The 12,921-nt window shown below is 64.1% G+C and carries 12 protein-coding genes; 10 read left to right on the top strand and 2 right to left on the bottom strand.

Going from position 1 to position 12,921, the window contains the following annotated elements; translation table 11 throughout:
• Positions 1-42: 42 nt before the first annotated feature.
• Positions 43-699, bottom strand: a complete 657-nt coding sequence (gene fsa, locus NKH52_RS15535) for a fructose-6-phosphate aldolase (protein ID WP_127320636.1) — start codon at positions 697-699, stop codon at positions 43-45.
• Between the two features lie 90 nt (positions 700-789).
• Between fsa and NKH52_RS15530 the strand changes: the two genes are divergently transcribed.
• The 9 genes from NKH52_RS15530 (at position 790) to NKH52_RS15490 (ending at position 9,771) form a co-directional block, all read left to right on the top strand.
• Positions 790-2,973, top strand: coding sequence for a primosomal protein N' (locus NKH52_RS15530; protein ID WP_352730902.1), 2,184 nt, complete (start codon positions 790-792; stop codon positions 2,971-2,973).
• Between the two features lie 53 nt (positions 2,974-3,026).
• Positions 3,027-3,722 (top strand): aspartate/glutamate racemase family protein, encoded by a 696-nt coding sequence (locus NKH52_RS15525; protein WP_352730903.1) that lies wholly within the window; start codon positions 3,027-3,029, stop codon positions 3,720-3,722.
• Between the two features lie 95 nt (positions 3,723-3,817).
• Entirely contained in the window at positions 3,818-4,213 is a 396-nt protein-coding gene (locus NKH52_RS15520; RefSeq protein WP_027037276.1) for an AGROH133_08824 family phage infection protein, read from the top strand.
• A gap of 246 nt (positions 4,214-4,459) precedes the next feature.
• Complete coding sequence (locus NKH52_RS15515) at positions 4,460-5,020, top strand: F0F1 ATP synthase subunit delta (RefSeq protein WP_352629120.1); 561 nt, start codon at positions 4,460-4,462, stop codon at positions 5,018-5,020.
• Positions 5,020-6,549 carry a F0F1 ATP synthase subunit alpha gene (gene atpA / locus NKH52_RS15510; RefSeq protein WP_023811756.1) on the top strand — a complete coding sequence of 510 codons (1,530 nt, stop codon included), beginning with the start codon at positions 5,020-5,022 and terminating at the stop codon, positions 6,547-6,549. The genes NKH52_RS15515 and atpA overlap by 1 nt, the downstream gene beginning before the upstream one ends.
• 31 nt (positions 6,550-6,580) lie before the next feature.
• Complete coding sequence (locus tag NKH52_RS15505; RefSeq protein WP_023811757.1) at positions 6,581-7,465, top strand: F0F1 ATP synthase subunit gamma; 885 nt, start codon at positions 6,581-6,583, stop codon at positions 7,463-7,465.
• 70 nt (positions 7,466-7,535) lie between these two features.
• A complete protein-coding gene (gene atpD / locus NKH52_RS15500) occupies positions 7,536-9,143 on the top strand; it encodes a F0F1 ATP synthase subunit beta (protein WP_023811758.1) in 1,608 nt (535 codons plus the stop codon).
• A 42-nt stretch (positions 9,144-9,185) separates the two neighbouring features.
• Positions 9,186-9,371: a hypothetical protein gene (locus NKH52_RS15495; RefSeq protein WP_502908029.1), complete on the top strand. Its 186-nt coding sequence runs from the start codon at positions 9,186-9,188 to the stop codon at positions 9,369-9,371.
• On the top strand, positions 9,364-9,771 hold the full coding sequence (locus tag NKH52_RS15490) for a F0F1 ATP synthase subunit epsilon (protein WP_352730909.1): 408 nt from the start codon (positions 9,364-9,366) through the stop codon (positions 9,769-9,771). The genes NKH52_RS15495 and NKH52_RS15490 overlap by 8 nt, the downstream gene beginning before the upstream one ends.
• A 52-nt stretch (positions 9,772-9,823) precedes the next feature.
• On the opposite strand, the gene NKH52_RS15485 is transcribed toward NKH52_RS15490, so the two are convergent.
• On the bottom strand, positions 9,824-11,344 hold the full coding sequence (locus tag NKH52_RS15485) for a mannitol dehydrogenase family protein (protein ID WP_352730912.1): 1,521 nt from the start codon (positions 11,342-11,344) through the stop codon (positions 9,824-9,826).
• A 142-nt stretch (positions 11,345-11,486) separates the two neighbouring features.
• On the opposite strand from NKH52_RS15485, the gene uxaC reads away from it, so the two are divergent.
• Positions 11,487-12,899, top strand: a complete 1,413-nt coding sequence (gene uxaC / locus NKH52_RS15480) for a glucuronate isomerase (protein WP_502908028.1) — start codon at positions 11,487-11,489, stop codon at positions 12,897-12,899.
• The last annotated feature ends 22 nt before the right edge of the window (positions 12,900-12,921 follow it).

The following is a 12,921-nucleotide window of genomic DNA, read 5'->3' as shown; positions in this document are numbered from 1 at the left end:
CCTTTTTGACTACAAGCGATTGGTCTCAGCCGATCGCCATTCTCAGCCGATCGATTGGCCGGTCTTTGCCCAGTCGGCGAGGAACTGTTCCAGGCCCTTGTCGGTCAGCGGGTGCTTGACCAGCGCCTTCAGGGTCGCCGGCGGCGCGGTCACGACATCGGCGCCGATGAGGGCCGCCTGCTTGACGTGGTTCACGGTGCGCACCGAAGCGACGAGGATCTCGGTCTGGAAATCGTAATTGTCGTAGATCTGCCTGATCTCCTGGATCAGCTCCATGCCGTCGATGCCGATGTCGTCGACGCGGCCGACGAAGGGCGAGATGAACGAGGCACCGGCCTTGGCCGCCAGCAGCGCCTGGTTGGCCGAAAAGCACAGCGTGACGTTGACCAGGCGGTTCATCTCGGTGCGGATCGTCTTGCAGGCCTTGAGCCCGTCCAGCGTCAGCGGCACCTTGATGCAGACATTGTCGGCGATCTTGGCCAGAACCTTGGCCTGCTGCATCATCTCGGAATATTCGGTGGCGGTGACTTCAGCCGAGACCGGACCCTTGACGATGTCGCAAATCTCTTTGGTGACGTCGGCGATCTTGCCGCCGGATTTGAGGATCAGCGACGGATTGGTGGTGACGCCGTCGAGCAGCCCCAGGTCGTTCAACTCACGGATATCCTTGACGTCGGCGGTGTCGACAAAAAATTTCATGGCGGGTCTCCTGAAGATTTTCATGTGCATGTCATGCACATTCGGGGTCGGCCTTTGATCTAGACCAAAGTCAGGGCAAGGTCACGCCTCATGATCGAAGATTCGCCCTTTGTCGCAGCCGCACCGGTGCTGGTGCCGATGCCCGCCGAACGCCCCTACACCTATGCCGTGCCGGCCGGCATGCGCGTGGTGCCGGGCTCGATCGTGCGCGTGCCGCTTGGGCCGCGCCAGGTCGCCGGCATCGTCTGGGATGGCGCGGTCGAGAAGGTCGACGCGAAGAAGCTGCGCCCCATCGAACAGGTCTTCGACTGCCCGCCGATCGACCGCGCCATGCGCCGTTTCGTCGACTGGGTGGCGCAGTACACGCTATCGCCGCCGGGCATGGTGGCGCGCATGCTACTCAGGGCGCCGGAGGCTTTCGACCCCGAACCGTGGATCGAGGGGCTGCAGCGCACGCTTCTCGCACCCGACCGGATGACGGGCGCCAGGCAGCGCGTGCTGGAGACGGCCGAAGGCGGCCTTGCCTGGACGCGCTCCGGCCTCGCTCACGCCGCCGGGGTGTCATCGACGGTGATCGACGGCCTGAGGGCGCAAGGCGTGTTCGAGACCGTGATGATCCCGCCGCGCCCGGTGGTGGCCGCGCCCGATCCCGGCTATGCCATTCCGGAACTGATGCCGGACCAGAGCGCCGCGGCGCAGATGCTGCGCGCCAATGTCGCAGCCGGCGTGTTCAACGTCGCGCTGCTCGACGGCGTCACCGGATCAGGTAAGACCGAGGTCTATTTCGAGGCGGTGGCGGCTGCGCTCGACCAGGGCAGGCAGGTGCTGATCCTGCTGCCGGAAATCGCGCTGACGCATGCCTTTCTCGAGCGCTTCCAGCAGCGCTTCGGCGCCAAGCCGGGTGAATGGCATTCCGACCTGCCGCCGCGGATGCGCGAGCGGGTTTGGCGGCAAGTGGCGGAAGGCGGCGTGCGGGTCGTCGCCGGTGCGCGTTCGGCGCTGTTCCTGCCGTTCAAGGAGCTCGGCCTGATCGTCGTCGACGAGGAGCACGACCCTGCCTACAAGCAGGAGGACCGCGTCTTCTACAATGCGCGTGATATGGCCGTGGTGCGCGGCCATATCGGCAGCTTCCCCGTCGTGCTGGCGTCGGCGACGCCGTCGGTCGAAAGCCGGGTCAATGCCAGCCAAGGTAAATACAACAGAGCGGTGCTTTCCGCTCGCTTCGCCGAGGCGGCGCTTCCGCATCTGAAGGCGGTCGACATGCGGCGCGCGCCGCCGGCGCGTGGCGGTTTCCTGTCGCCGGTGCTGCTCGACCAGATGCGCCAGACGCTGGAGAGGCAGGAGCAGTCGCTGCTGTTCCTCAACCGGCGCGGCTATGCGCCGCTGACGCTGTGCCGGGTCTGCGGCCACCGCTTCGGCTGCCCGGTCTGCTCGGCCTGGCTGGTCGAGCATCGTTTTCGCGGCCAGCTGGTCTGCCATCATTGCGGGCACAATGAGCGCCGCCCCGAAGCCTGCCCGGAATGCGGCACGCTCGATCATCTGGTCGCCTGCGGGCCAGGTGTCGAGCGGATCGCCGAAGAGGTCGTGGCGCATTTTCCCGACGCGCGCACCATCGTCTTGTCGTCAGACCTGATGGGCGGCGTGCGGCGGCTGCGGCTGGAGCTGGAGGCGATCGCCGATGGCGAGGCCGACATCGTCATCGGCACGCAGCTCGTCGCCAAGGGCCACAACTTCCCCAACATGACCCTGGTCGGCGTCGTCGATGCCGATCTTGGCCTTGCCAATGGCGATCCGCGCGCCGCCGAGCGCACATTTCAGCTGCTCAGCCAGGTCACCGGCCGCGCCGGCCGCACCGGCAAGAAGAGCCTTGGCCTGCTGCAGACTTTTCAGCCCGACCACCCGGTGATGCGGGCGATCGTCTCGGGCGACGCCGAGGCCTTTTACGAGCGCGAGATCGCCGAGCGCGAACGAGCCGCACTGCCGCCCTTCGGCCGGCTCGCCGGTGTCATCGTCAGCGCGGTGACGCGAGCCGAAGCCGAGGGCCATGCGCGCGGCCTGCGCCGCGCCGCGCCCGAGGCGACGGATTTGTTCGTGCTCGGCCCGGCGGAGGCGCCGCTGTCACTGCTCGGCGGCCGCCATCGCTTCCGCCTGCTGATCCAGGGCGAGCGGCGCGCCGATATGCAAGGTTTTATCAGGGCCATGCTGGCCAACGGGCCAAAACAGCGCGGTTCGGTCAGGGTGCAGGTCGATATTGATCCGCAGAGCTTTTTGTAAGGTCGCGCTTTCAGCGATAGGTTGCCGCAAGCCAGCGAGATGTGGAAACTCATATGAAAACCCTCGGCCTTCTGGGCGGCATGAGCTGGGAATCGACCGCCATCTACTATCGCCTGCTCAACGAGATCGTGCGCGAGCGGCTGGGCGGCTTGCATTCTGCCAAACTCCTGCTGTGGTCCTTCGATTTTGCAGAGATCGCCGAGCGGCAGCATCACGGCGACTGGGACGGCGCCGGCGTGCTTCTCGTCGAAGCAGCGCGCAAGCTTGAGACCGGCGGCGCGGAAGGTCTGCTTCTGTGCACCAACACCATGCACAAACTGGCCGGTCAGGTGCAGGCGTCGGTGTCGATCCCATTGATCCACATAGCCGATGCCACCGCGGTGGCGGTCAAGCGCGCCGGCATGCAGCGCCCGGCGCTGCTGGCGACGCGCTTCACCATGGAGCAGGACTTCTACAAGGGTCGGCTCGCCGACAGATTTGGATTGAGCCCTGTGGTGCCGGATGCGGCCGGGCGCGACATGGTCCATCGTGTCATCTATGAGGAACTGTGCCAAGGCATCGTCAAGGAGACTTCAAAGGCGGCTTATATAGCCGAGACCGAGCGCCTGCGCCGCGAAGAGGCGGCCGACAGCGTCATCATGGGCTGCACCGAGATCACCATGCTCATCGGCCAGCAGGATTTCGACATTCCGGTCTTCGACACGACGCGCATCCATGCCGAGGCGGCAGTGGAATTCGCGCTTGGCTGATGCGCGCCGCCTAAAGTGCGTGGACCCATCTGGCGCGGGGGTTTTCCTCCGTTAGAATGCCTGGAATTTCAAAACAGGCATTTCGAGGGGACAAGATGGATTTTGCGCTTCCATGGCCGACGAGCCAGGGCGAATGGCTGGCCTGGTCGAGCGCCGTCGTCACCGTGCTGCTCGGTCTTTTGTTTTTTCTGGCACCTGGCCTCGCCTTCCGTGCCCTGCGCTTGCAGGTCAAGCCAGAGAAGGCTGCGGCGATTGCCGAGGGGCGCGGCAGGATGTCGGGCTTCTATCTCGGCGTCGGACTGTGCTGTATCCTGCTGGCGCAGCCGCTGATCTACATGGCGCTCGGCTTTTCCTGGCTGTTCACCGCCTTCGGCCGGCTGCTGTCGATGATGTCTGATGGCGCCAACACGCCTTTCAATTGGGTTTCCATTGTGCTGGAATTGGTCCTGGCGGCGTTGCCGCTCGCCTTTGCCTTCGGCTTTCTGCCTTGAATCGTTGGGTATTCCCCGATGGAAGACGGGTGACTTTCCCCGGATGCGACAATAGTGCCTGAAAACCATGCGGAACGACGCATTGCGGTCTTAAAATGCCTGTGCTAGACGGCAATCGACTTTCGGCCGGGGATAGCGGAAGCCGCGTCTCCGTGCTTGAAAAAATGCAGTAAGGTCAAAGATTTAGCCAGAGTTTTTGCTCGCGCCAACAATCTACGGCCTGTCAGACAAGAGAAAAGACGGTCCGTGGCTCAATCGTCATCGCCAATCTCAGGTGTCGCAGAACGCTATGCGGGTTCGCTGTTCGAACTCGCCCTGCAGGCAAATTCCGTGGCCAAGGTCGAAGCCGACCTCAACAGTTTCGAAGCCATGCTCGCGGGCAGCGCTGATCTCACCCGGCTGATCAATAGCCCGGTGTTCTCCAGCGAGGACCAGGCGAAGGCCATTGCGGCGATTGCCGACAAGGCGGGGATTGCCGGCCTCACTGGCAATTTCCTGCGCGTCGTCGCCCGCAACCGCCGGCTGTTCGCCATTCCCGGCATGATCAGGGCGTTCCGCCAGATATCAGCCGAACATCGTGGCGAGACCGCTGCTGAAGTGACGTCGGCTCACGAACTGACGGCTGCCCAGCAGGCCGAACTCAAGGCGGCGCTGAAGAGCGTTGCCGGCAAGGACGTGGCCATCTCCGTCACCGTCGATCCGTCGCTGCTCGGCGGGCTGGTGGTCAAGATGGGCTCGCGCCAGATCGATACGTCGCTCAAAACCAAACTCAATTCGCTCAAGCTTGCACTGAAAGAGGTCGGCTGATGGACATCCGCGCCGCGGAAATTTCCGCAATTCTGAAAGACCAGATCAAGAATTTCGGCAAGGAGGCCGAGGTCTCCGAAGTCGGACAGGTGCTGTCCGTCGGTGACGGTATCGCCCGTGTCTACGGCCTCGACAATGTCCAGGCCGGCGAAATGGTCGAATTCCCCGGCGGCATCCGCGGCATGGCGCTCAACCTCGAAGCCGACAATGTCGGCGTCGTCATCTTCGGCGCCGACCGCGACATCAAGGAAGGCGATATCGTCAAGCGCACCGGCGCGATCGTCGACGTCCCCGTCGGCCCCGGCCTGCTCGGCCGCGTTGTCGATGCGCTCGGCAATCCGATCGACGGCAAGGGTCCGATCAAGGCAGTCGAGCGCAAGCGCGTCGACGTCAAGGCGCCCGGCATCATCCCGCGCAAGTCGGTGAACGAGCCGATGTCGACCGGCCTCAAGGCCATCGATGCGTTGATCCCGGTCGGTCGCGGCCAGCGCGAGCTGGTCATCGGCGATCGCCAGACCGGCAAGACCGCCATCATCCTCGACACGATGCTCAACCAGAAGTCGGTGCACGACAACGGCCCCGAGAAGGAAAAGCTCTACTGCGTCTATGTCGCCGTCGGCCAGAAGCGCTCGACCGTCGCGCAGTTCGTCAAGGTGCTGGAAGAGCGCGGCGCGCTCGAATACTCGATCATCGTCGCCGCCACCGCTTCCGATCCGGCACCGATGCAGTTCCTGGCGCCGTTCGCCGGCGCCACCATGGGCGAATACTTCCGCGACAATGGCATGCACGCGCTGATCAGCTATGACGATCTGTCGAAGCAGGCCGTCGCCTATCGCCAGATGTCGCTGCTGCTGCGCCGCCCGCCGGGCCGCGAAGCCTATCCGGGCGACGTCTTCTACCTGCACTCGCGCCTGCTCGAGCGCGCCGCCAAGCTCAACGACGATCTGGGCGGTGGTTCGCTGACCGCGCTGCCGATCATCGAGACGCAGGCCAACGACGTGTCGGCCTACATCCCGACCAACGTGATCTCGATCACCGACGGCCAGATATTCCTCGAAACCAACCTGTTCTTCCAGGGCATCCGTCCTGCGGTGAACGTCGGCCTGTCGGTCAGCCGCGTCGGCTCGGCCGCGCAGATCAAGGCGATGAAGCAGGTTGCCGGCTCGATCAAGGGCGAGCTCGCGCAGTACCGCGAAATGGCGGCCTTCGCGCAGTTCGGCTCCGATCTCGACGCCGCCACGCAGCGCCTGCTCAACCGCGGATCGCGCCTGACCGAACTCCTGAAGCAGCCGCAGTTCTCGCCGCTGAAGACGGAAGAGCAGGTCGCGGTGATCTTCGCCGGCGTCAACGGCTATCTCGACAAGCTGCCGGTCAACCAGGTCGGCAAGTTCGAGCATGGCCTGCTCAGCCACATGCGTTCGGCCGGCAAGGACGTCCTCGATGCCATCCGCAAGGAAAAGGCGCTGTCGGACGATCTGCGCGCCAAGCTGAAGGCCGAGATCGACGCTTTCGCCAAGACCTTCGCCTGAGCGAATTGCAAGACGGGATCAGGTTTGAAGCATGCCTTCATTAAAAGACCTTCGTAACCGTATCGCCTCGGTCAAGGCGACGCAGAAGATCACCAAGGCGATGCAGATGGTCGCCGCGGCGAAGCTGCGCCGTGCGCAAGAGGCTGCGGAAGCGGCGCGCCCCTATTCGGAGCGCATGGGTTCCGTGCTGGCCAACATCACCCAGGCCATCGGCGGCGGCGGCGATGCCCCGGCGCTGATGACCGGCACCGGCAAGGATGACGTGCATCTGCTCGTCGTCTGCACCGCCGAGCGCGGCCTGTGCGGCGGCTTCAATTCGCAGATCGCCCGCCTTGCCCGCGACCATATCCGCAAGCTTTTGGCGGACGGCAAGCAGGTCAAGATCATCTGCGTCGGCAAGAAGGGTTTCGACATCCTGCGCCGCGACTATGCGTCGATGATCATCGACCGCGTCGATCTGCGCGAGGTCAAGACACTCGGCTTCGTCAATGCCGATGCGATCGCCAAGAAGGTCATCCACCTCTTCAATGAGGGCGGCTTCGACATCTGCACGCTGTTCTATTCGCAGTTCAAGTCGGTGATCAGCCAGATCCCGACCGCGCAGCAGATCATTCCGGCCGGCGTTGCTTCGGCTCCTGCCGAGGCGACGGATGGCGGCAACGCCGTCTACGAATATGAACCGGAGCCGGGCGAAATCCTCTCCGACCTCATTCCGCGCAACATCTCCGTGCAGGTTTTCCGGGCGCTGCTCGAAAATGTGGCCGGCGAAATGGGCGCCAAGATGAGCGCCATGGACAATGCGACGCGCAACGCCGGCGACATGATCAACAAGCTGTCGATCACCTATAACCGCCAGCGGCAGGCGCAGATCACCAAGGAACTGATCGAAATCATTTCGGGCGCCGAGGCGCTCTAGGCGCGGTTCGCGGGTCATCGACCCGCGATCGGACCGCGTGAGAAACAAAGGACGAAAAAGGGTAAAGACGATGGCGAAAGCAGCGACCCCCCAGAAGGCGACATCCAAGACGGCAGCCCCCAAGGCCGCAGCCGCGAAAACCGCAGCCCCCGTGAAGGCGGCAAAGGCTCCAGCAGCAGCCGCGAAGGCTGCCCCGGCCAAGGCAGCAGCGCCGGCGAAGGCCGCCGCTGCCAAGACATCGGCAGTGGCCAGCAAGGCAACCGGCGTTGCCGGCAAGGTCCGCCAGGTCATCGGCGCCGTTGTCGACGTGCAGTTCGGCGATCACCTGCCGGCGATCCTGAACGCGCTCGAGACGACCAATGTCGGTAACCGACTGGTGCTCGAAGTCGCCCAGCACCTGGGTGAAAACACCGTGCGCTGCATCGCCATGGACTCGACCGAAGGTCTGGTTCGCGGCCAGGAAGTGCGTGACACCGGCGCGCCGATCACCGTGCCGGTCGGCCCGGGCATGCTCGGCCGCATCATCAACGTCATCGGCGAGCCGGTCGACGAAGAAGGCCCGGTCGACGCGACCGAAATGCGCTCCATCCACCAGCCGGCTCCGACCTATGTCGAGCAGTCGACGGAAGCGCAGATCCTGATCACCGGCATCAAGGTGCTCGACCTGCTGGCGCCCTACGCCAAGGGCGGCAAGATCGGCCTGTTCGGCGGCGCGGGCGTCGGCAAGACCGTGCTGATCCAGGAACTGATCAACAACATCGCCAAGGCGCATGGCGGTTACTCGGTGTTCGCTGGCGTCGGCGAGCGCACCCGCGAAGGCAACGATCTCTATCACGAGTTCATCGAATCCGGCGTCAACAAGAAGGGCGGCGGCGAAGGCTCCAAGGCGGCACTCGTCTACGGCCAGATGAACGAGCCGCCGGGCGCGCGCGCCCGCGTCGGCCTGACCGGCCTGACGGTTGCGGAATATTTCCGCGACCAGGGCCAGGACGTGCTGTTCTTCGTCGACAACATCTTCCGCTTCACCCAGGCTGGCTCGGAAGTGTCGGCTCTGCTTGGCCGTATTCCTTCGGCCGTGGGCTATCAGCCGACGCTCGCCACCGACATGGGCGCGCTGCAGGAACGCATCACCACCACCACCAAGGGCTCGATCACGTCCGTGCAGGCCATCTACGTGCCCGCCGACGACTTGACCGATCCGGCGCCGGCGACCTCGTTCGCCCACCTTGACGCGACGACGACGCTCAACCGCGCCATCGCCGAAAAGGGCATCTATCCGGCCGTCGATCCGCTGGATTCGACCTCGCGCATGCTCGACCCGCTGGTCGTCGGCGACGAGCATTATGGCGTCGCGCGCCAGGTGCAGTCGATCCTCCAGCGCTACAAGTCGCTGCAGGACATCATCGCCATCCTGGGCATGGACGAGCTGTCGGAAGAGGACAAGCAAACCGTGGCCCGCGCCCGCAAGATCGAGCGCTTCCTGTCGCAGCCGTTCTTCGTCGCCGAAGTGTTCACCGGCGCGCCGGGCAAGCTGGTCGATCTCGCCGACACCATCAAGGGCTTCAAGGGCCTCTGCAACGGCGACTACGACCACCTCCCGGAGGCCGCCTTCTACATGGTCGGCGGCATCGAGGAAGCTGTCGAGAAGGCACAGCGCCTCGCGGCTGAAGCGGCTTAGTATATGGACAGGAAGTTCTGTTGCTCAACCTTGCAAGAGGTGATGACAGAGCTTCCCTCGCCGTCGTTCTTCGAGACCGACGATGAGGTGCTGATGGTGACGGTCGGGACTGTCGAAACAGAAGACGGTCCTGGGTATTTTGATCAAGCGGTCATGTTCTGTCCATTCTGCGGGACCGAGTTGCAGACTGACGAAACTATCGCCGGCAAGGTGAAGCAAAATGGCTGAAGCTTTCAAGTTCGAACTGGTCTCGCCGGAGCGCCTGCTCGTTTCCGAGCAGGTCGAGTCCGTCGTCATTCCGGGCGCCGAGGGCGAGATGACCGTTATGGCGCATCACGCGCCGGTCATGACCACGATCAAGCCGGGCGTCGTCACGGTGAAGACCGCGGCGGGCGGCGAAGAGCGCTATGTGGTGTTCGGCGGCTTCGCCGACATCGTTCCGGCCGGCTGCACGCTGCTGGCGGAATCGGCTGTCGCGGTGAGGGATGTCGACCGCGCCGATCTCGCGCGCCGCATCCAGGAAGCCAAGGAAGACGCAGCGGACGCCAAGGACGACCAGGCCCGCAGCAAGGCGGAACAGTTCCTTAGCCAGCTCACCACGCTCGAAGGCGCCATCCTGCCGGCGTGAATGCGGTTTCGATAAAAAGAGTAAAAAGCGGGGCCTTGCCTCGCTTTTTTGTTTAGATGCCCAAGGCTGCGAAGGCCAGGGTCGGACCGTCCCGTCGCAGGTGGACGAGATGGACAGCCACGAGTTCGATCAACGTCTGCCGTTCGCCGTGGTCCTTGGCGAAGCCGGCCAGGTCGAACACCGCGGTCACGGTTTCGTTGGCCGGCAGCTGCTCACTCAAAAGTTCCGTCAACGCCGCGTCGAGCGGATCGGTGAAATGCCCCGCCGGCAAGGTTTTCCCTCGCGCGGCGCAAGCGGCGATCCAGGCAGCCACCACCAACGTGAGATGGACCAGTTCAGTACCGGCTTCGAGGCATTCGATGGCGGACGCGACGATGCGCTGCGGCAGTTTCTGGCTGCCGTCATTGGCGATCTGCGCCGTGCGGTGGGCAAGTGCTGTGTTGGAAAAACGCTCCGCGAGCTCCGCAGTATAGGCGCTCGTGTCCAATCCGGCATCCTCGGGCAGGGTCGGGATGGCTTCGGCCCACAATGCATCAACGAATTGCCGGATCGCCGGGTCGGCGAAGGCGCGGTCCACGGTGGCATGACCGTTGAGCAGGCCAAGATAGGCGATGGCCGAATGCGAGCCGTTGAGCAGCCTGAGCTTCATGTCCTCGAACGGGCCGACATCGCGAACCATGGTGACGCCGAATTGTTCCCACGCGGGCCGGCCAGTCGGGAACTTATCTTCGACCACCCACTGACAAAACGGCTCGGTCATCACGGGCCAGGCATCCTCGACGCCGAGTTCTTCAGCGATCCGCGCCCGATCGGCGTCCGTGGTTGCGGGCACGATGCGATCGACCATGCTGGAGGGAAACGAGACGTGACGGGCGATGTGGCTGGCGAGCGCGGCATCGCCCGATTGGGCGAGCCTGGCATCGCGCAATTCGGCGAATTCGGTGAGCAGCCAGTGCAGCGTGGCGCCGTTGGCCGGCAGATTATCGCAACACAGGACAGTGAAGGGCGGCGTGCCGGCGGCGCGTCGCCGGGCAAGCGCCTCGGTCAGAAAACCATGCGCTGTCTTCGGCATCCGGGGATTGGCCAGATCATGGACGATATCGGGATGTGCGGCGTCCAATCCGCCGCCTGCCGCCCTCAGATAGGCCTTTTCAGTGATCGTCAGCGTGACGATGCGGGTGCGCGGATCGGTCAGCGTGGCCAGCACAGCGCTGGGGTCTTCGGGCGCCACCAGCATCGCGCCGATCGAGCCGATGACCTGAAGCTTTTCGATTCCACCGCTTCTGATCGCCAGCGTGTAGAGCCCGTCCTGCGGCGTGAGAGCGTCGCGCGTGTCGGTGCTGCGCAGCGAAACGCCTGTTATGCCCCAATCCGCCTCGCCTGCCGCCAGGCAATCGTCGACATAGGCTGCCTGATGGGCGCGGTGGAAGGCGCCGACACCAAGGTGCACGATGCCCGGGACGACGCGGCTGCGATCATACGCAGGTGTCGCGATCGAAGCCGGCAGTGCGCGCACCGTCTTCGTGGAAAGGCGTTCGGTCGTCGTGGTGCGACTGGTCTGGTCGGGTGACATGAGTGGCCTCGGCAGGGATCGGCAAAGCGGCGTAACATTCGATTTCCCACCACACAATGGTCGAAAAGTCATCATACAAGAATCTAATTTTTGTATGTTGACATTATTTCTTGCCGCCCCTACCGATAGCCGCCTTGGGAGGATGATCGTGGCACTGACCGATGCGGATCTGCTGTTTCCCGCCGAGGCGCATTCGCGCTCGGTTGCCCGCGATCTCTATGCCGGGATCAAGGACCTGCCCCTGGTCAGCCCGCATGGTCACACCGATCCGCGTTGGTATGCGCTGAACGAGCCTTTCCCGGATCCGGCGCAACTGCTCATCGTCCCGGACCACTACATCTTCCGCATGCTGTTCAGCCAGGGCGTCCGCCTCGAGGATCTCGGCGTCGCGACGCTCGACGGCGCGCCTGTCGAGACAGACGGCCGGACGATCTGGCGGCGCTTTGCCGAGCACTATCATCTGTTTCGCGGCACACCGACCCGGCTGTGGTTCGACCACGTACTTGCCGATCTGTTCGGCATCGACGAACCGCTGACCGCCGCGACCGCCGACCGCCACTACGACACCATCGCGACGCTGCTGCAGTGGGAGAATTTTCGCCCGCGCGCGCTGTTTGAGCGTTTCAACATCGAGGTCATCGCGACCACGGAAGGCGCGCTCGACGATCTCAAATGGCACCAGATGATCCGCGACAGCGGCTGGCAGGGCCGTGTGGTCACCGCTTATCGGCCGGATGCTGTCGTCGATCCCGATTTCGAAGGGTTTTCAACCAATCTCGATCGGCTCGGCGAGATCACCGGCTGCGACACCGGCAATTGGGCCGGCTATCTCGATGCGCATCGCCAGCGGCGCGCGTTCTTCAAAAGCTTCGGCGCGACTTCGTCGGATCATGGCCATCCGACGGCCGAGACCGCCAATCTTTCGGATGCGGCGGCGCAAGAGCTGTTCAATCGGGTTCGCCGTGGTTCCGACGATGAGCGCGAGCGAAAACTGTTCCGCGCCCAGATGCTGACCGAGATGGCCAAGATGAGCCTCGACGATGGGCTGGTCCTGCAGATCCATCCCGGCTCCTGGCGCAACCATTCGCCCGCAATCTTCCAAAAATTCGGCCGCGACAAGGGTTTCGATATCCCGACCAGGACCGACTATGTGACGGCGCTGAAGCCGCTGCTCGACTGCGTCGGGCTGGAGCGCGACCTCACCGTCATCCTGTTTACGCTCGACGAAACCAGCTATGCGCGCGAGCTGGCGCCGCTGGCCGGTGTCTACCCGGCGCTGAAGCTTGGGCCGGCATGGTGGTTCCACGACAGCCCGGAAGGCATGCGGCGCTTCCGCGAGATGACCACCGAGACGGCCGGCTTCTACAACACCGTCGGTTTCAACGACGACACCCGTGCCTTTCCCTCGATCCCGGCGCGTCACGATGTGGCGCGGCGGGTCGACTGCGCGTTCCTGGCGCGTCTCGTCGCCGAGCACAGGCTGCGCGAGGATGAGGCGCATGAGCTGGCGCGGGAACTGACCTATACGCTGGCGAAGAAGGCGTACCGGCTCTGAACCGGGCGCCCTGATTTTAAAA

It is taken from the genome of Mesorhizobium sp. M1066, assembly GCF_040318635.1.
Classification (GTDB): Bacteria; Pseudomonadota; Alphaproteobacteria; order Rhizobiales; family Rhizobiaceae; genus Mesorhizobium.
This window is presented reverse-complemented; position numbering and strand designations above follow the sequence as displayed.